This is a genomic window from Desulfosporosinus metallidurans, assembly GCF_001936615.1.
In the GTDB taxonomy this organism is placed as follows: Bacteria; Bacillota; Desulfitobacteriia; order Desulfitobacteriales; family Desulfitobacteriaceae; genus Desulfosporosinus; species Desulfosporosinus metallidurans.
On sequence record NZ_MLBF01000031.1, the window covers coordinates 34,635 to 54,813 of the forward strand.

Here is a 20,179-nt window from a genome sequence, read left to right on the forward strand (position 1 = left end):
ACCGTTTAACGGTGTTTTTTGGAGTTAAGAAGCTCAACACTATATAACCTGGGAGTTAAGCAATTCTCACTTAATGCTAATTTATAAAGCACATCTAGTAAGTGCGGTCTTATAGTGGAGAAAGGGAGGCCTTGAGCATGGGAAAGACATTGATCGTAGCTGAGAAACCGTCTCAAGCACGCGAATATGCCACGGCCTTAGGTGTTAGGGGTAAAGGGGACGGGTACCTTGAAAATGAGCATTATGTTATTACGTGGTGCTATGGTCACCTGTTAGAGTTGGAGCGCCCGGAAGCGTATATGGATCTTAATCGAGTTGGTAAACGCTGGAGTTTAAGCCGTTTGCCCGTTCTACCCAGTTTGAATCAGTTTCGACGGGTGGTCAAATCTGGGGCGGTCAAACAATATCAGGTGATTCAGAGATGGTTAAAGTCATTGGACATCGAAACTGTTATATGTGGAACGGACGCTGATCGGGAAGGGCAGTTACTCTTTCAGGAAGTGTGGGATGCTTCTTTGTGCACCAAACCCTTATCTAGGCTGTGGATTTCCTCGTTAACGACAGCCGCGATTCGTGAAGGCATGGAGCGCCTTCGTTCAGCAGATTCTGTGGCTGGATTGGCGGCAGCGGGGAATGGCAGAGCATATGCAGATTGGGACTTTGGAATGAATCTTACCGAAGGATTTACCTCTTTGTTTGGGAGCTTTGATGCTGTGCGGAAAAAACCTAATGTCATTTCGATTGGGAGGGTGCAGACTCCGACACTTGCTTTGATCGTCGAGCGAGAATGGGAGATTGAACGCTTCATTTCCCAGCCCTATTATGAAGTTCGGGCTGAGTTTGCGACAACACAAGGGGACTATCCCGGCAAGTGGTTTGATCCCAGTGAAGAATCGAAACGGATTACAAGTAGCCAAGACGCCGAAGATATCGTGGGGAAAACGCAGGGTAAACAAGGAAAAATTTCAAAAATGGAGCAAAAGGATGTGCAGGAACCTGCCCCGCTTCTATTTGATCTGACCTCCCTGACGATAGCTGCTTCTAAAAAATATGGTTTAAGCGCAGAAAAGGTTCTTCAATTGGCCCAGTCACTCTATGAGAAAAAGGCGATTACCTACCCTCGAACGGATTGTGCTTACTTATCAGAGGATCTTGTGCCGAAGTTGCCAGAGCACCTGAAGGCAGTGCGTCATGAGCCTTACACGAATTTGGTGGATGAAGCAGGTCATTTAGGGGTGCCAAAGGGAAAACGCGTGATCAATACAATCACAGCACACCATGCCATCATTCCAACGACCGAGAAAGTTGCCGTTGAGAGACTTAACTTTGAAGAAAAAAAATTGTATGATTTGATCGTACGCCGTTTTCTAGCCGTGTGGTTTCCCCCTGCTCGGTATCACCAGACTGACGTGGTCACCGAGGTTGAGGGTGAATCCTTTCGCACTAAAGGAAAGGTCCTGCTGAGTCTAGGATGGAAAAAGGTGTACGGTTCGGATGAATTGGATGAGGGGGCTGTACGCAAAAGCAAGAAGAAGGATGACAGTGAGCAAGCAGACGATGAAAATGCGACACTACCTCCACTGAGCAAGGGTGAGGATGTACGGACGAAACATGTTTATAGTGTTGAAAAAACCACCAAACCGCCCAAGCGCTATACCCAGGGGGACCTTCTCAAAGCCATGGAAGGCGCAGGCAAACAGATTGATGATGAGGTGTTGCGCCAGCAAATAAAAGGGAAAGGGTTGGGCACTGTGGCGACCCGACCAGCTATCATAGAAAGCCTAATCGATAGAGGATACATCCTCCAGGAACAGAAGGCTTTGAAACCCACGGAAAAAGGCGCCGAACTCATTCGTATCATCAAGGAACGGCTTCCTCAGGCTCAGCTTCTGATCAGTGCAGAAATGACAGGGCAAATGGAGTTCAACCTTTCTAAAGTGGAAAAAGGAGAACTAACGATAGGACGGTATATGGCAGACGTTGAAGAAGCCATTGGTCTAATAATTGAGGAACTTCGTTCCTTCGAACAAAAGCATGGTAAACTCCCTTTGGCCCTTGCTCCTACTATACAGGTTAAGGGAGTTGGAAAAGGGAAAGAGAAAGAGGCGAAAACTGCCCAGAAAAAGCCTAAGAAGGTCCAACATTCGGCGCAGGCAGATGGAGTAGAAAAAGATACGATAAAGGGAGTTGCGAGCAAAGGCCATGCTGAAGGGTTGGGTACATGTCCTAAGTGTGGTGGAGATGTGATCGAAGGGCAAAAGGGGTTTGGGTGCGCCCGTTGGAGAGAAGGATGTCGCTTCGTACTATGGAAAACTCCAATCTGTGGGAAAGAACTTACTCCGAATCAGATTAAAAGCCTATTGAAGAAAGGAAAAACCCCATTGATTAAGGGGTTTAAATCCAAATCCGGTAAATCATTCGCGGCCTATTTGATTTGGGATAATCAAATCGAAGCGAAATTAAAATTTGAGTTTGAAAAGAAATGAAATAAATTAACAACTCATTTCTGTGATGAATATATAGTTCTATTGAAATTTCTGTAAAAAGGAGAAACAGGATATAATAAAACATGGACTTGCGAAATTACTGGATATATTATTTTAGATAGGATGTAGATTACAATGTTAACATCATTTAATCAGCTAGGACTCGACGAATCTTTAGTGGCTGCTCTGAAACAGGAAAGAATCGTTGAACCAACAGCGATCCAAGAGCAGACAATTCCTTTAATATTGGAAAATCGAGATATCGTAGGTCAGTCGGAAACGGGTACAGGTAAAACTTTGGCGTATCTACTTCCTATTTTTCAGAAGATTGATACACAAAAAAGAGAAAATCAGGCGATGATTCTCACTCCAACTCATGAACTGGCCATCCAAATTCAAAGAGAAATTGAAATTTTGACTAAAAATTCAGGTCTTGCTGTCACGTCAACGGCAATCATTGGTAATGTGAATATTACACGACAAATCGAAAAGCTAAAGGAAAAACAACATATTATCGTTGGCTCGAGCGGTCGAATTCTTGAACTGATCCAGAAGAAAAAAATCTCGTCGCAAACAATAAAGACGATCGTACTAGATGAGGCTGATCGCTTACTTGATGAAAATAATTCCCAAGTTGTTAAGGCAGTGATTAAGACAACCTTAAGTAGAACACAACTTTTGTTGTTTTCAGCCACTTTACCTCCGGTAACCATGCAACGGGCTTCAGAATTTTTAAAAAATCCTGAAATCGTCCGTGTTACTGGTAAAATCATGGTTGCCCCCACAATCACACATATGTACTTTCTAGCGGAACAAAGAGATAAAATCGAAGTTTTAAGAAAGCTTATTCGGATGATTCTCCCAACACGAGCCTTAATCTTTATCAACAGAAGTGAAGAAATTGAAAAGATGGTTGAAAGGCTTAGATTTCATGGTTTGGAAGCTACAGGACTATACGGAGGTGCGAACAAGGTCGACCGTAGAAAAGCAATGAATGATTTCAAAACAGGAAAGATCAGTTTGCTCGTGGCTTCAGACTTGGCCGCCAGAGGACTGGACATCAAAGGGATTACGCATATCTTTAATCTCGATCTACCCGAAGATCCTCAACTTTATCTTCATCGGGTGGGAAGAACGGGCAGGGCCGGGGAGAGTGGGCGAGCTATATCCATTGTGACCTTTAAAGAGGTTTCCTATATTAAAAGGTTAGAAAATACATTCGAAATTCGAATTAGCCCAAAGGAGATGTTCCAAGGTAGAATAGTGGATCTTAAAAAAAAGTAACCTTAAAGAGATAAAACATAGACTATTTTGATTACCGTATTGTCATATGTAGTATAATTATTTTAAAACTGGAGGAAATCCAAGGAAATGGGGTTTTCTTTGATGACAACTAACCATTTTACTGCAAGATATTGTAGTAAGAGTAAAGCGCAAGAAGTGAAGATGTTTAACAGCAAAATGAAAATGATGGGAACCACCATCAACGTCTATTCTTACCTTGTCGATGGCATGCTTATTGATAGCGGTCCACATCGGATGAAGAAAGCAATCACAGATTTCTGCACTCAAAATAGACCGGATAAGATTGTACATACCCATTTTCACGAAGACCATACCGGTAATACAGCTTATTTGATGAAGAAATTCCAGGTCTCAGCTTATGTACACCCTCAATCCTTAGACATCTGCCATAAGAAGGGAAGCATTCCGCTCTACCGTCTGGCTTTTTGGGGGAATAGAGAGAGTTTCCAAGCGAAGGCTTTGCCCGATTATATTGAAAATACTCATACCCGCTTCGAAGTTATTCATACTCCTGGACATACTTCGGATCATGTCGTATTTCTTGATCGGACCGAAGGGCGGCTATTTAGCGGAGACTTGTTTGTCCATCATAAGACACGAGTTGTTCGGCGTAAAGAAAATATTCCACGCCTGATGCAATCCCTCCGCGCGCTGTTAACGGAAAGCTTTGACAATGTTTATTGTGCTCATGCAGGGAAGATTGAACATGGATACCGTTTAGTAGAGCAAAAACTTTCTTACCTTGAAGAATTACAGGGTCAGATTCTGACACTTTCTCATCAAGGATATGAAACTAAAGTAATCACGCAAAAACTTTTCCCCCAAACCCCCATTATTACATATTTTAGCTTAGGTCAGTTTTCAGCTTATCACTTGGTACGTTCACTTATTGAGGATAAGATTTAGATCAGTTACAGGAGGAAATTATGCAGACATCTCCTTTGAATTTAGCACAGGAGCTTAAAGAAGAAGGATACCTTATCGATGAAGAAGCAGCGACCACGTTGTTTCTTGCGTTGGCCTTGGATAAACCCTGTCTTATTGAAGGCCCGGCCGGGGTTGGAAAAACACAGTTGGCTTTGGCCTTGGCGCGTGTGGAGAAACGTAAATTGATAAGATTGCAATGTTACGAAGGACTAGACATAAATAAGGCCTTGTATGATTGGAATTATGCGAAACAGTTATTGCGCTTACAAGTGGCCAAGACGGACGATTGGGATGAACTTAAAGTTAATTTGTATTCAGAAGAGTTTTTGCTCTCTCGGCCTCTCCTTGAATCAATCCTTTCTCCCGAACCAGTTCTTTTGCTAATTGATGAATTGGATAAAAGTGATGAAGAGTTCGAGAGCTTTCTTTTAGAATTATTGGCTGAGCGGCAGGTTACCATTCCGGAACTGGGAACGATTTCTTCTAAAACAAGGCCAGTTGTAATCTTAACCAGTAATAATTCACGTGACTTTAGCGATGCCTTAAGACGACGTTGCATACACATCTATTTGACATATCCTTCATTAGAGCGGGAAATTTCCATCCTAGGCTCGCAAGCTCCCGAGCTTTCCGAGCGTTTAACAAAGGATGTTTGTGGCTTCGTTGCTAGGGTCAGGAAGCTGCCCTTACAAAAGCTCCCAAGTGTCTCTGAAACGATCGATTTTGCGCGTGCCCTAAACGCACTTCAGAAAGTGGAAGTAAATTATGGTGAGCTTCTTGGGACACTCAGTGTGTTACTGAAATATCCAAAGGACATTGCTAAATTAGAGGAGCGTCTTAAAAAGTGGGAGTTGGAAGCATCTCAGCTCCGTTAACGACAAGTGTTATCCAATTATTAAACCTTGATTTTGTGGCGGTTAGTACGGATAAAAATAATGACAAGGGATGGACATAATGGATGGGTGGAATTTCATTAGGTTAGTTCACGCATTGAGACAGGCCTCGTTATCAATTTCCTCCCAAGATATTCTGGATGCTCAAACTTGTTTGCAGCGCTTCCCGGATTTATCGGAAAAGTTGGTAGCGAAAGCTATGTTCATTCATCGTCCGAAAGATTCTTCGATCTTTGAAACGGTCTGGAGAATCCTAGTAGAAGATTCACCATTGAATGAACGAGGTCCTAAGGAAGAAAAAACAAAAATTGCAGCTTCAGAAGAAAATCAAGACAACGTGGGAATAGGCGGACAAGGAGTAGGGCGTGGACTAGGAGGAATTAGTCTAACTCATATGGGGACGGATGTTAATACTGTAGACATTTCAAATCAAATTCCAGTTTTACGACTTGAAGAATTAATGTGTAGTGGAGTAGAATTTGAAGACGTTGTTAAAACGGTTTTGGCAGAAATGGACTATTACACGTGGATCAATTCCCATGATTTGGCCTATCGACGTGGTGCTCTTTCAGAAGAAGAATGGTACATCCATCAGGACAGTAATGCTTCGCTTGTTCATGAAATACGACAGAGGCTCTTGACAGTTCAAGTAAGCTGCGAAAATTGTTGGCAACCCCTTGTGCGGCAGCATTGGCTTTTCAAACCCTTAAGCACCTTATCAGAAGAAGAAAAGGACTTAGTAAAGTCGAGTATTCGGAAATGGGCGCGTAAATTGGCGGTGCGGCCGGGGCCACGTTGGAAATGTAGTCAGAGAGGGACTATTGACATTGCTCGTATAGTTCAGAAAAGCGTTCAATGGAATGGATTGCTTTTTCGTTTAAGTTATCGTCAAAGAATTCCTCGCGTCTCGGAACTAGTGGTACTTTGTGATGTTTCGAATTCTATGGCCGCTTATGTTGAATTTTTTATTCATTTAGTGACCTGTCTTAGAGACCGTTTTCGTAAGATACGGGTGTTCTTTTTTATCGATTCGGTCTGGGATGTTTCGGATTTTGTTTGGGATGAAGATCTTGACGGAGTTAAACAAGAGATCAGAAGCTGGGGGCATAAAATAAGTTTGGGGTTTTCAGATTATGGGGCGGTCTTTAAGGAACTGGTTGAGAACAAACTTAGAGTGGTGTCTTCACGTGCGACTCTTGTTCTATTGGGAGATGGTAAAAATAACTATCGTTCTGCTCAAACGGAATACATAGCCCAGATTTCTGAAAGAGTACGTAATGTATTTTGGCTAAATCCATTAGACGTTAAGGAGTGGAATGAACCGGATAATATATTGAAAGAGTATCAACCTTATTGCACAAAAGTGTATCGGTGCCGGTCTGCCAGTGACTTACAGAGAGTTGTAAAGGATGTTTTTTAGAGGAGGGTAAATCTTATTTCCATTTTGTTGCTGACTATAGCCCTGATTACCTTTGCACAACTTGTAATTTTGGGATCCGTCATTTTCTTAGAGAACAGGGATCCGACCAAGACGATAATTTGGCTTTTAATTCTGGGGGTTCTACCGATTTTGGGTGCACTTCTTTATGTGTTGTTAGGACGCGTTGTCCGGAAGCATCAACTCTCTCGGCATAAACAAGTGAGAGAGGGGCAGATTGAGGAAATTCTAAAGGATCTGCAGGTTAAACCGAGTGAAGTGAATGTCGATCAAACTGGAAATATTCTTATGAACAAGAAGCTGGCCCGGCTATTGCTCAATGATGCCTCCGCACCACTCACGTTCAATAATCGTGCAGAAGTGCTCACGAATGGTAACGAAACCTTTGAATCCTTATTTGCTGCGCTTCAGGACGCTAAGCACTATATTCATCTTGAATTTTTTATTTTTCATAATGATGCCATTGGTCAGGATTTACTTAATCTTTTAATCCGTAAGGTATCTGAGGGAGTTAAAGTGCGCGTGCTTGTAGATGGATTGGTCAATCGATCATTGAAGAATCGATTTGGAGAGTTAAGGCGAGCAGGGGTAGAGGCCGAAGAGTTTTATCCTGTCCGATTTCCGTTCTTATCGAAGCGTCTTAATCTGCGCAATCATCGAAAGATTGTTATCGTCGATGGTCGGGTGGGCTTTCTAGGAGGATTAAACGTCGGTGATGAATATTTGTCGCGCAATCAAAAAATTGGGTTTTGGCGGGATACTTTTCTCAAACTGGAAGGAGATTCAGTTAATTTTCTCCAATCCGTCTTTTTAAATGATTGGAATGGTGCGACTCGTCAGGATATTTCTGATCCAATCTACTACCCACAACCTTGGAAATATGAAACGCAAATGACTCAAATTGCGGCTACCGGTCCTGATTCGGATTGGGGATCTATGCTAGAAATATTCTTTGTAGCTTTGACCAGTGCAGAAAAGACGATTTTTATAGAGACTCCCTATTTCATTCCGGATGAAGGGTCTATCATGGCCTTGAAGACTGCAGCTCTCAGTGGTTTAGACGTCAGGGTTATTCTCCAAGGTGTCCCGGATCATAAGATTACTTATTGGGCGTCCCATTCCTATGTTGAGGAATTACTTGAATCTGGCGTTCGAATCTATCGTTACCAAAAGGGGATACTCCATGCCAAAATTCTGATTCTCGATGGGGAAATAGGGGTGGTGGGATCGACTAATTTTGATATTCGTAGTTTTAGCTTAAATTTTGAAATTAGTGCATTTATATATGATTGTCCCTTGGCACAACGTCTCGAACGAGATTTTTATCAGGATCTTACGGATAGTGAGGAATTAGTGCTGGAGGAATACAAGAAGCGTCCGTTGTTAAACCGCATTAAAGAATCGAGCGCTCGCTTGTTTTCTCCACTCTTATAGCCATAGAATCCATCCTTAAAGAAAATTCCTAGCCTTTACTCTAAAAAGTCCTCCATACTCTCACGCGAAAGTGTCCACCGCAATTTAATTGCTTGCAAAGCTACGCTGTAACTGGGTTGATCCCAGCTTTCCAAAGCGCGATCCAAGTCAAAGTTAGTATTGGCCATGAACAAATGCTGAGCAAGCAAAATAAGCGATTTGTGATTACTAGAAAAACCCTGTTCTAAGATTTTCCCAAAATTGATTTCTTCTAAAGTGGTATGTCTTTTTGTTGCAGACCAAATTTCCTTGGTTGAAGTAAGTATGTAATAGGCTGAATAATAGCCAGACTCGTTTGATTTTTTTTGTGTTAAAAGAGCTAAGAAATGCTCCTTGTGTTGACTGTTGGCGTAGTAAATTTGTTCGAAATTCATTTGATAATCAGTCTCCCTTTAATTTGATTATAACTCTCTGAGGTGTTGTTCCGCCTCATCAGCAATTGAGTCAAGTATATACTTATTGGCTAGAGACTAACAATTCATTTATAAGATAAAAGTGATCCTCATGACCACTAGATAAGACTATATCAACTTAGTAGGGGAGGTGTCAGTGGCCTACCCTGAGGCAACGCGGTTTCTAAGCCAATCGTCAAATGTATGGAAATAATAAATACTCAAACTATATCTTCGTTTAAAAGAATAGTTAATGATAATTATAAGAAAGTAATATTTCCAAGGAGGAAATCCTCTTTTTTTGGAGAATACTAACCTCAAAGTTAAGATATAAGAAAAGGGGGCTAATTAAATGACAAACCTAAGAGAACTTTACGTATGTAGTATTTGTGGTAATGTAGTTGAGGTTGTAAATCCGGGTGCACCTGCCTTAGTCTGCTGTAACAAACCGATGAATAAGCTTGAGGCTGGTTCTGTAGATGCAAGTCTTGAAAAACATGTTCCTGTCTTTGAGGTTGTCGACGGGGGCATCAAAGTTAATGTGGGTAGTGTTGCACACCCGATGGAGGAAAAGCATTTTATCAGATTTATTGAAGTCTTGACGAAGGATCAAGTACTCAGGGCGGAGTTATCACCAAACCAAGCACCTTCGGCTTCCTTCATGGTCAAGGCTGACGACGTCGTAGAGGTTAGAGAATATTGTACAATTCACGGTCTCTGGAAAGCTAGTAAGTAGTCACTTTGTTTAAGGAGCTATTGAGATAGGCAGGCTGAAAATCTTGCCTATCTTTATTAATAGAAAAAACTAAACTCCAATTTGCATATAAGCTGAACTCTATCTAAGGACTTAGGGACACTAAGAAATGGGTTTTGTGAAGGGAGATTTTTATATCTATGACACTTGTTCAAGAAAACTTGATCATTGGCTTTGTAGGTACAGGAGTCATGGGCAAAAGTATGGCCGGTCATTTATTAAAGGCCGGTTATCAAGTGCTTGTTTTTAACCGCACAAAGGCTAGTGCAGAAGAGTTAATTCGTTTGGGAGCGATTTGGCAAGATACAGTAGCAGAGTTAGCTGCTCGAAGTAACGTGATTATCTCCATGGTTGGTTATCCTAAAGATGTAGAAGAAGTTTACTTAGGAGCAGGCGGAATTATAAATCATGCAAAGAGCGGAAGTTACTTAGTGGATATGACAACTTCATCTCCAGCCTTAGCTAAGAAAATATATGAAGAAGCGCGCGCTAAGGGGATGTACGCTTTAGATGCTCCAGTATCTGGTGGGGATGTTGGTGCCAAAGAAGCTCGTCTAGCAATCATGGTGGGCGGAGACGAGGATGTCTTTACGGCATTGGTTCCAATCTTAAGTTATGTAGGAGAAAACATTATTCTTCAGGGGAGAGCTGGAGCAGGTCAACATACGAAAATGTGCAATCAAATTGCTATTGCGTCTAATATGATGGGGGTATGTGAGGCAATGGCTTATGCTCACAAATCAGGCTTGAATCCTGAAACGGTTCTTAAAAGTATCGAATCTGGGGCTGCTGGGAGTTGGTCATTGAGTAACTTGGCTCCACGCATGCTTGCAAATAATTTTGAACCGGGTTTTTATGTTAAACATTTTATTAAGGATATGACGATTGCATTGCATTCTGCTCAAGAGATGGGTCTACTTACCCCTGGTTTGGAATTAGCAAAGTCACTATATGATAGGTTAGCTGAGCAAGGCGAAGAAAACAGTGGCACGCAGGTCTTATACAAACTGTATGGATAAAGTGCTTTAGTTTCTGGCCTACCTTGGAAAGATTTCTCTTTATTCATAATTGTTATGGTTGATACCGATGTTGCTTATGACAGTGCTAAAGTACCTAGCCAGGAAAATGACCTATACGATAAAACAACTCCTACCTGAGCAACGGTAGTCATTGGAGTATATACGCCATCGATCATCATTGTCGATCCCTCTGATTATCGATCTTTTTCGGTATCGAGAAGGGGTATAGACAAGCGTAAAAATACATAATCAGAGTAATTTTGACATAAAATTTCCAGATAAAAATAACTCATTATACGATATATTAATTATTGGCATTATTGACTAATTATGACCTCAGTGCTAGTCTTAATGGTGTGAAGGTTACATTAGATTATTTTTTGTGCATTTAGTAACAAAGTTGGTCTAGGGTAACCCTTGTCCGACTGTCTCGGCGGATGTCGAGAGCCTATTGAGGGGAGGTAGAAGGATGGCCTATCAGAGTATTTTAGTGGTTGGAGGGGGAATAAGCGGACTTACTGCCGCAGTGGAAGCTGCTGAAGCAGGAAGCGAGGTCTATCTGGTCGAAAAGAAACCTTATCTTGGTGGAAGAGTAGCCCAGATGAACCGATATTTCCCAAAGTTGTGCCCCCCAAACTGCGGTTTGGAGATCAATTACAAACGAATTAAGCAAAATCCGAGGATCAAGTTTTTCACTTTAGCCGAAATTGAGAAGATTGAGGGTAAAGAAGGAGATTTTACTGTTACGGTAAAATCAAATCCCCGTTTTGTGAACCAAAACTGCACTGCTTGTGGGAAGTGCACTGAAGTTTGTCCTGTGGAGAGGTCTAACGAATATAATTACGGGTTGGATAAAACCAAGGCCATTTACAAAGCCCATGAGTTTGCATTTCCTATGAAGTATGTGGTGGACAATGAAGTTTGTCTGGGTGCAGAATGTGGAAAATGTGTCTCAGCTTGCCAATACGATGCAATAGAACTAGATATGGCGGCTAAAAGCTTCAACTTGAATGTTGGCTCCATCGTATGGGCAACGGGGTGGGAGGCTTATGATGCTGCAAAAATCGACTATTACGGATTTGGACGGCATCAGAATGTTGTTACGAATGTAATGATGGAAAGATTGGCTGCTCCCAATGGCCCTACTGGAGGTAAAATAGTTCGCCCGTCTGACGGCAAAAAGGTTGAAAGTGTTGCCTTTGTCCAATGTGCAGGTTCCCGTGATGTTAACAATCTAACCTACTGCTCTGGTGTGTGTTGTATGGCTTCGCTAAAACAAGCTACTTATCTCAAGGAAAAGAATCCAGACGCCAAGGTATTTATGTTTTATATAGATGTCCGGGCGATGGGAAAATATGAAGAGTTTTATACTAAGGTACAAGATGGCATCTCTATGATCAAAGGCAAAGTAGGGGAGATAACCGAGGACCCTTTGACAAAAGATTTATTTGTTCAAGTAGAGAACCAGTTGACCGGAGAAATAATGAAAGAAAAGGTTGATATGGTGGTTCTGGCAACCGGAATGGTGCCTGCGACTGTCGATTCAAAATTACCTATTGTTATAAATTATGATGAGGATGGTTTTATTGCTTCCGATTCACAACAACCCGGGATTTATGGCGCTGGATGCGTTAAAAAACCATTGGATGTTGCCTCATCGGTTAAAGATGCTACTGCTGCAGCTCTAAAGGCCATTCAATCTACGGTGAGGAGGTAGCTCAATGGATAAAAAAACAGGTGTTTATATCTGCACCGGTTGTGGTATCGGGGAATCTTTGGATATAGAAGGCCTGTCCAAGGTTGCCACCAAGGAAGGCAAGGTTCCAGTATGTAAAACGCACCCTTTTTTCTGTGGGCCGGAAGGCGTAGCGCTAATTAAGAGTGATATTGAAAATGAGGGCGTTAACACTTTACTAATAGCTGGTTGCTCGTCACGTGTTAATTACGATGTCTTTGACTTTGGGCCTTCTCTACTAATGGAGAGGGTTAATCTAAGGGAACAGATCACCTGGTGTCATCCTGCAAATGATGAAGATACCCAGATGATGGCAGAAGATAGTTTGCGTATGAGTCTTGCCAAAGCAAAACACATCGAGCTCCCTGAGGCTTTTAAAGGGGAAAATATGGTCAAGTCCATACTCGTGGTTGGCGGAGGCTTGTCAGGAATAACTGCTGCTTTAGAAGCGGCAAAGGCTGGATACAAAACAGTTGTGGTTGAGAAAAGCCCAGTTCTTGGTGGTTGGATGAACTCGTTATTTAAGCAAGCTCCTCTGAAAGCACCCTATGATAGTCCTGAAGAGGTTGATATAACAGAGCGAGTTAAAGAACTAGAAGCTCACTCGGATGTTACGATATACACGGGAGCTGAGATAAAAGAGATTGCAGGCGCTCCGGGTATGTTTGACGTAACTATTAGTCAGAATGGCAATACCATTATGGAGAGAATCGGATCGGTTATTCTGGCCACGGGTGCTGTTCCATATGATGCAACAAAGCTGGGGCACTTGGGATATGGTGAGTACGCGAATGTGATTACTGCGTCACAAATGGAACAATTAGCTTCTAAAGGAACCATAACGCGTCCTAGTGACGGAAAAGAAGTACAGAGTATAGCGTTCATTCAGTGTGCTGGTTCGCGTGATGCGAAACACCTGTCCTATTGCTCTGCGGAATGTTGCGTAGAGTCCTTGAAACAGGCGACTTATGTGAAGGATCAGAACCCTGAAGCAGCGGTTTATGTTTTTAACAAAGACGTACGAACCCCTGGTCAGTATGAGCGTCTCTACAAAAAAGTGCAGCAAGATGGCGGCATTTTCGTTAGAGGAGAAATTTCTAGTATCAGTGAGGATGATGACAAGAACTTAATCATCCAATCGACTGATGTTTTAACCGGATCTGTAATTGCTACAGAGGGAGTAGATATGGTAGTTCTTGCTACAGGAATGGTGCCTACTACTGCCTTTGGAGAAAATTTACTTGTTAAAGCTGATGATACTGAGGAATGCAAAGATAATGATCTTCAAACCGAAGCAATACTGAAGTCAAATCTCTTAAACTTGGCTTATCGGCAGGGCCCTGAGATGCCAACATTAAAATACGGCTTTGCAGATTCGCATTTCATATGTTTTCCGTATGAAACTCGCCGTACAGGTATATATGCGGCTGGTAGCGTAAGGGCTCCAATGGATGCCGCTTCTAGCATAGAAGATGCTACAGGAGCAGCCATGAAGGCCATTCAATGTAACGAATTGAGTGCAATAGGTAATGCTGTTCACCCGAGAGTAGGGGATATGTCGTTCCCAGACTTTGCAATGCAAAGATGTACACAGTGTAAGCGTTGTACAGTTGAATGTCCTTTCGGAGCTATTAATGAAGATGATAAATTTAATCCTTTGCCGAATCCAACGCGTTGTCGCAGATGCGGAATCTGTATGGGTGCCTGCCCAGAACGGATTATTTCCTTTAAAAACTATTCAGTTCCCATGATTGGTAACATGATTAAGGCCATTGATGTGCCTGAGGAAGATGAGGAGAAACCGCGGATTGTAATTTTCGCTTGTGAAAACGATGCCTATCCTGCCTTAGATATGGCAGGCATTAACCATCTCGGCTATAATGCCTGGGTCCGCGTTATTCCTGTAAGATGCTTGGGTTCGATGAACCTAGTATGGATCGCAGATACTTTATCTAAGGGTATTGATGGAATACTTCTGCTTGGGTGCAAACATGGCGATGATTATCAGTGTCACTTTGTAAAAGGTAGTGAATTAGCAGAAACACGGTTAGGAAAAGTGGCGGAAACCTTAAACAGGTTGGATCTTGAGTCTGACCGAGTTCGAATGGAACAAATCTCCATCATGGACTACGATCAGATACCGGCTATATTAGACGGCTTTGCCGAGAGACTAGAAGAACTGGGTCCCAACCCCTACAAAGGGTTCTAAGTCCTTGAATAGCAAAGGAGCATTATTATGGATGAAATAAAAGAAGTATCTCTGGAGATGAAAGATTATATTGTTTCTTCAGGGGCGGAGACGCTCAGCTGGTGTATGCAGTGCGGTCTCTGTACCAACCTTTGTCCTTGGCGGCTGGTTCCTGGTGAAGTAAGCGAGGCATTTAACATCCGTAAGATGCAACGCTTGGGACAGCTTGGTCTTGAGGGTTTTGAAGACGAAAATGTACTTTTTGCGTGTGCAACATGCGGTATGTGTTTGGTTAACTGTCCCAGAAAAGTTGAAATCATTGATAATGTTCGTTCCATGCGTAACACTACGGTTGCGGCAGGCTTTTTACCAGCCAATTTGCGTCCTATTGCAGGTAGTCTTCACGCTAACGGTAACCCATGGTCTGGACCGCAGGAGAAACGTGCTGAATGGCAGGAAGGTTTGAACATTCCGGCATTTTCTGACGATACCGAATACCTCCTTTACGTTTGCTGTACCTCTTGTTATGATACGCGAAGTCAGAAGATCGCTAAAAGTATTGTGAATCTCTTGCAGAAGGCGGGAGTGAGCTTTGGTGTATTAACCGCTGAAGAGAATTGTTGTGGTGAGACGATACGAAAGCTTGGAGATGAGGAACTTTTCCAAAAGCTTGCTGAATCAAACATCAAGCTGTTTAACGGAAAGGGCGTTAAAAAGATCATAACGACCTCCCCACATTGCTTGTATGCTTTCAAAAAAGATTATCCAGAACTTGGCGGCAATTACGAAGTAATTCATTATGCTGAGTTACTAGGGGAACTCTTAAAAGAGGGTAAGATCTCATTCAATAAGGAACTTGCAAAAAAAGTTACTTTTCATGATCCTTGTTACTTGGGGCGCCACAATCAGGTCTTTGATCCTCAAAGAGAACTTCTTCAGGCTGTACCAGGCGTAGAATTTGTAGAACTTGAACGGAATAAAAATAAGGGTCTTTGTTGTGCTGGTGGTGGTGGCCGTGTTTGGGCAGAAGTACCGATGGGAGAACGTTTTGGCGAACTTCGGATTACTGATGCCGTTGATAAAAAAGCAGACATCTTGGTCACAGCTTGCCCCTACTGTATTGCAATGTTAGATGACGCCTGTGCTGGTCTGGAAAAGGGAGACGTATTACAAGTCATGGAAATGGCGGAACTTCTAAACGCTTCGTTATAATTTCATTAGAACTTCCCAATAAGCTACTATATCGATTGTGAAAGTTATTTCTTTAATTATCGACATATTTCGTTGAATTCTGAATAGATATACCTTATTATTTATTCAGATGTTTCATTTATTTTTTTGGGAGAATAAGAAAGTTGGGAGGATTAAGCATGAACATCGTCGTTTACATCAAACAAACATTTGACACCGAAGCTAAAATTGTACTCGATGCTAACGGTAAAATCGATGCCAATGGAGTTAATTTGATTATCAATCCTTACGATGAGTTTGCGATTGAAGAGGGCATCCGGCTCAAAGAAAAATTAGGTGGAGAGGTGACTGTTGTCACACTGGGTGGTGCACGTGCACAAGAAGCTGTTCGAACCGCATTAGCCATGGGTGTTGATAAAGGTGTGGTTGTCACTGATCCAGTCTTAGAAACTTCAGATGAATGGGCTAATGCAGAGATCCTAGCTAAGGCAGTTGCCCAAATACCTTATGACATTATCATAGCTGGACGTATTGCTATCGATGATGGTGCTAGCCAAATTGCTGTTCGCTTAGCTGAAGCTTTAAATATCCCTTCTGTGAGTAGTGTTCTTAAACTTGATGCTTCAGGGACTCAAGTAGTTGCAACCCGTGAAATTGACGGCGGAACAGAGTTAATTGAAGTTGCATTGCCTGCCGTTGTTACTGCCCAAAAAGGGTTAAATGAACCCCGCTATCCATCTGTCGCAGGAATTATGAAAGCTAAGAAAAAACCATTAAAAACCTTAACTCTTGCTGATCTGGGGTTAACAGCTGGAGATTTAGCACCAAAAATGACTGTTGAGAAATATACTTTGCCAAACGCACGCCAAGGTGGAAGAAAAATTCCTGGTGACGCTGCTCAAGCTGCTCAAGAATTAGCAAAACTCTTGCATGAAGAAGCTAAAGTTCTGTAAAGGAGGAATAAACATGGCTAAAGGGATATGGGTTATTGTTGAACAACGCGATTTACAGATTCGTAAAGTTTCATTAGAACTTCTCAGCCAAGGACGTAAAATCGCTGATGAGACCGGCGAGACCTTGGTAGCTGTTATACTCGGCAAAGGCATTGAAGGACTCGCTCAGACTGTCAGTTCAAATGGAGCGGACAAGGTCATTCTCGTCGAAGACGAAAAACTGGCAGAATATACAACTGGTGCATATACTTCAGTTCTTAACAAACTCATTCGCAAAGAAGAACCACAGGCCGTTCTGATGGGAAACACTGCTGTTGGAAAAGATCTTGCACCTCGTTTGGCACAACGCCTTGGCGTCGGTCTTGCGTCGGATTGCACGGGAATTGAAATTGATGCCAATTCTTTCATGGTCTTTAAACGCCCAATTTATGCTGGTAAAGCTTTTGAATATGTAGCGTCGACTGTGCGGCCTATTTTGGCTACAATTCGACCTAATACATTTGCATTAGGCACTCCTGACACAGCACGAACTGCTGAAATTGTCAAGGAAACTGCTGACATTGATTCTGCTGATTTACGAGCTATTTTAAAAGAGGTTGCTATTGCAGCTTCGAAACGTCCTGAACTGACTGAGGCCAATATAATTGTCTCAGGAGGACGCGGGATGAAGGGACCTGAAAATTATGTTATCTTAGAAGCACTTGCCGATGTCATAGGGGCAGCCGTAGGCGCTTCGCGTGCTGCTGTAGATTCTGGTTGGAGAGAACAGAAGTTCCAAGTTGGACAAACTGGAAAAACCGTTGCACCAACCCTTTATATCGCTTGTGGAATTTCGGGAGCGATTCAGCACCTTGCTGGAATGGGATCGTCTAAGTTCATTGTTGCTATTAATAAAGATCCGGAAGCTAACATCTTTAATGTAGCTGATTATGGTATTGTTGGTGACCTCTTCGAAGTAGTCCCCATATTAACCGAAGAGTTCAAGAAATTAGTTAGTTAATAATAGTATTTTTAGTGAAGCGCCTCAATGGCGCTTCACTAAATAGAGCGAGGAGAGGAAAGAATGGCCACACGACAAGTGTACTGGAACATTGAAGGAGAGCATTGGCTTTATTTGCTCTTTATAATTGCGCTTGTTTCCTTTGGTTACGGTGTATATAAACGAGTAACGCTATGGAAATTAGGTCAACCTGAAAATCGTTGGAAAGATGTGTGGCAAGGAATCAAAGACGTCCTTGTTTACGGATTTGCTCATAAACGAATCCTGAAAGATTCATATCCTGGATTAATGCACTTCGGAATTTTCTGGGGATTTGTGTTTTTAGCCTTTGCTACTGCAATAATTACTCTTCAAGCAGATTTTGGCTTACAAATTTTTCATGGCTGGCTTTATCTTTTTATTAAGTTAACCTCAAATCTATTTGGACTTTTAGCAGTTATTGGGATTCTTGTTGCTGCCTTTCGAAGATATATCCAAAGACCGGATCGTCTAGACAACAAAGCGGACGATGCCATCACCTTGGGACTGTTGTTTACTATCTTGATGACTGGTTTCGTTATCCAAGGAGTACGAATTGCTGTATTACCTGATCCTTGGTCTGCATGGGCCTTTGTAGGTCAGTGGATGTCAATCCCTCTTAAGGCTGGGTTTAATGAAGCACAACTCTTGTCCTTGCACCGATTTCTTTGGTGGTTCCATCTTCTCCTTGCTATGACCTTTATCGGATATTTTCCGTACTCCAAACTTTTCCACATTCTCCTGGGTCCTCTGAACCAATTTTTCCGTAAACGTGGCCCTATTGGCATTCCAGATCCAATAGACTTTGAAGATGAGAATATCGAGTCTTTTGGGAAAAGCCAGTTACGTGAGTTTTCCTGGAAAGCATTATTTAACACGGACGCTTGTCTGCGTTGTGGGCGATGTCAGGACAACTGTCCTGCATACCTGAGCGGAAAACATCTTAACCCTAAAAAGATTATCCAAGATATGCGTGTTCTTATGGAAGAAACGGGTGAGGCTGTTAAAGCTGCGAACACATTGGCCACACAAGTTGAAGGTCAAGAAGCTGCGGCTGCTAGCGAGACCGAAGAGTGGACTGGTCGTGCCCTCATTGGTGAAGTTATACCAGAAGAAGACCTCTGGGCTTGTACAACTTGTCGTTCTTGCGAACAACAATGCCCGGTATTCGTGGAACATGTCGACAAAACAATTGATATGCGCCGTAATCTCGTTCTTATGGAGACAAGATTCCCTGCGGAAGCTCAATTGGCCTTCCGAAACATGGAGAACAACGGAAACCCATGGGGTATCGGTTGGAGCACACGCGCTGATTACCTTACAGGTCTTGGGGTAAAAACCTTCGAGGAAGATCCAGATGCCGAATATTTATATTGGCCTGGTTGTTCTGGAGCATTTGATGCTCGTAATCAAAAGGTTTCTGCAGCTCTAGTCAAGCTACTCCAAGTTGCCGAAATTCGTTTCGCCATTCTAGGAAATGAAGAGAAATGCTGCGGTGATTCCGCACGTAAATTGGGCAACGAGTATTTATTCTATTCTTTGGCTACTGAGAATATCGAAGTTATGAAAGGGCATGGAGTCAAGAAGATTATTACTCAATGTCCGCACTGTTTTAATATTTTGAAAAACGAATATCCGCAGTTGGGCGGGAATTTTGAAGTTATTCACCATACAGAATTCCTTTTGGATTTGGTTAAATCGGGGAAACTGAAGCTCACAAATGGAAACCGGAAGACGGTCACTTATCACGATTCTTGTTATTTAGGTCGGTATAATCAAATTTACGAGCAACCTCGTGAATTGCTTAAAGCTGCTGGCCTAGAAATCAGAGAAATGGCTCATACTGGTGAGAAGAGTTTCTGCTGTGGTGCTGGTGGTGGCCGAATGTGGCTCGAAGAACATGAAGGGGAGCGCATTAACATCATGCGTACGGATGAAGCTATCGCGCTGAAAACGGATCTAGTTGGTACCGCTTGCCCATTCTGTCTCACTATGATCGATGATGGGATTGCGACTCGTGAAGTCGCTGATAAACTTAAGGCCTTAGATATAGCCGAAATTCTAGCACAAGCTATCTAGACTCTATTAGAATCATTTTAGATGAGGGTTTTCCTGAAACGGCGAGGAGTCTTCAATGGTGTGAGACGAATCGCCGTCACCAAGTAGTTTTTCAACTATTCATTCCATTAAGGTTACATCTCTCCAACACTAATAGTCTTGTACTTCGCGGGGGAGAGTGTAATGCAAATTTAGCAATTAGGAAGGAGTGGTACAAGCGTAGACGTTTATTTATTTTATAGCATATTTATGTTCCGGTTGTAGAAACACAATTGTGGACAACCATGAATTTTGATGGTTATCTGATCGTCTACAATCATTTCGGGTATCAAATTGTGAAAGAACTATC

General features: G+C 42.4%; 15 protein-coding genes. 14 read left to right on the top strand and 1 reads right to left on the bottom strand.

Annotated elements, in window-relative coordinates:
- Positions 1 to 137 precede the first annotated feature (137 nt).
- The 6 genes from DSOL_RS16630 to cls all read left to right on the top strand — a co-directional run bounded on the left by DSOL_RS16630 (position 138) and on the right by cls (position 8,483).
- Positions 138 to 2,486, top strand: coding sequence for a type IA DNA topoisomerase (locus tag DSOL_RS16630; RefSeq protein WP_075365952.1), 2,349 nt, complete (start codon positions 138 to 140; stop codon positions 2,484 to 2,486).
- 135 nt (positions 2,487 to 2,621) lie between these two features.
- A complete protein-coding gene (locus DSOL_RS16635) occupies positions 2,622 to 3,770 on the top strand; it encodes a DEAD/DEAH box helicase (protein ID WP_075365953.1) in 1,149 nt (382 codons plus the stop codon).
- Between the two features lie 102 nt (positions 3,771 to 3,872).
- Entirely contained in the window at positions 3,873 to 4,697 is an 825-nt protein-coding gene (locus DSOL_RS16640) for an MBL fold metallo-hydrolase (protein ID WP_075365966.1), read from the top strand.
- Positions 4,698 to 4,717: 20 nt separating this feature from the next.
- Positions 4,718 to 5,593 (top strand): AAA family ATPase, encoded by an 876-nt coding sequence (locus DSOL_RS16645; protein ID WP_075365954.1) that lies wholly within the window; start codon positions 4,718 to 4,720, stop codon positions 5,591 to 5,593.
- Between the two features lie 79 nt (positions 5,594 to 5,672).
- Positions 5,673 to 7,031, top strand: a complete 1,359-nt coding sequence (locus tag DSOL_RS16650) for a VWA domain-containing protein (RefSeq protein WP_075365955.1) — start codon at positions 5,673 to 5,675, stop codon at positions 7,029 to 7,031.
- A gap of 27 nt (positions 7,032 to 7,058) precedes the next feature.
- Positions 7,059 to 8,483, top strand: coding sequence for a cardiolipin synthase (gene cls, locus DSOL_RS16655; RefSeq protein ID WP_139314502.1), 1,425 nt, complete (start codon positions 7,059 to 7,061; stop codon positions 8,481 to 8,483).
- A gap of 35 nt (positions 8,484 to 8,518) precedes the next feature.
- Here cls and DSOL_RS16660 read toward each other — a convergent pair whose 3' ends face one another.
- Positions 8,519 to 8,896, bottom strand: coding sequence for a hypothetical protein (locus DSOL_RS16660; protein ID WP_075365957.1), 378 nt, complete (start codon positions 8,894 to 8,896; stop codon positions 8,519 to 8,521).
- 370 nt (positions 8,897 to 9,266) lie between these two features.
- On the opposite strand from DSOL_RS16660, the gene DSOL_RS16665 reads away from it, so the two are divergent.
- The 8 genes from DSOL_RS16665 (at position 9,267) to DSOL_RS16700 (ending at position 19,851) form a co-directional block, all read left to right on the top strand.
- Complete coding sequence (locus DSOL_RS16665; protein WP_075365958.1) at positions 9,267 to 9,650, top strand: desulfoferrodoxin; 384 nt, start codon at positions 9,267 to 9,269, stop codon at positions 9,648 to 9,650.
- A 158-nt stretch (positions 9,651 to 9,808) separates the two neighbouring features.
- Positions 9,809 to 10,687 carry an NAD(P)-dependent oxidoreductase gene (locus tag DSOL_RS16670; protein WP_075365959.1) on the top strand — a complete coding sequence of 293 codons (879 nt, stop codon included), beginning with the start codon at positions 9,809 to 9,811 and terminating at the stop codon, positions 10,685 to 10,687.
- Between the two features lie 469 nt (positions 10,688 to 11,156).
- Positions 11,157 to 12,404 (top strand): CoB--CoM heterodisulfide reductase iron-sulfur subunit A family protein, encoded by a 1,248-nt coding sequence (locus DSOL_RS16675; RefSeq protein WP_075365960.1) that lies wholly within the window; start codon positions 11,157 to 11,159, stop codon positions 12,402 to 12,404.
- Positions 12,405 to 12,408: 4 nt separating this feature from the next.
- Positions 12,409 to 14,631 (top strand): FAD-dependent oxidoreductase, encoded by a 2,223-nt coding sequence (locus DSOL_RS16680; protein WP_075365961.1) that lies wholly within the window; start codon positions 12,409 to 12,411, stop codon positions 14,629 to 14,631.
- Positions 14,632 to 14,658: 27 nt separating this feature from the next.
- Positions 14,659 to 15,822 carry a (Fe-S)-binding protein gene (locus DSOL_RS16685; protein ID WP_075365962.1) on the top strand — a complete coding sequence of 388 codons (1,164 nt, stop codon included), beginning with the start codon at positions 14,659 to 14,661 and terminating at the stop codon, positions 15,820 to 15,822.
- A gap of 158 nt (positions 15,823 to 15,980) precedes the next feature.
- The gene (locus DSOL_RS16690; RefSeq protein ID WP_075365963.1) at positions 15,981 to 16,754 is read left to right on the top strand and encodes an electron transfer flavoprotein subunit beta/FixA family protein; all 774 of its coding nucleotides are present in this window, start codon (positions 15,981 to 15,983) and stop codon (positions 16,752 to 16,754) included.
- 13 nt (positions 16,755 to 16,767) lie between these two features.
- Positions 16,768 to 17,754: an electron transfer flavoprotein subunit alpha/FixB family protein gene (locus DSOL_RS16695; protein ID WP_075365964.1), complete on the top strand. Its 987-nt coding sequence runs from the start codon at positions 16,768 to 16,770 to the stop codon at positions 17,752 to 17,754.
- Positions 17,755 to 17,817: 63 nt separating this feature from the next.
- Positions 17,818 to 19,851 carry a heterodisulfide reductase-related iron-sulfur binding cluster gene (locus DSOL_RS16700; protein WP_075365965.1) on the top strand — a complete coding sequence of 678 codons (2,034 nt, stop codon included), beginning with the start codon at positions 17,818 to 17,820 and terminating at the stop codon, positions 19,849 to 19,851.
- Positions 19,852 to 20,179 lie beyond the last annotated feature (328 nt).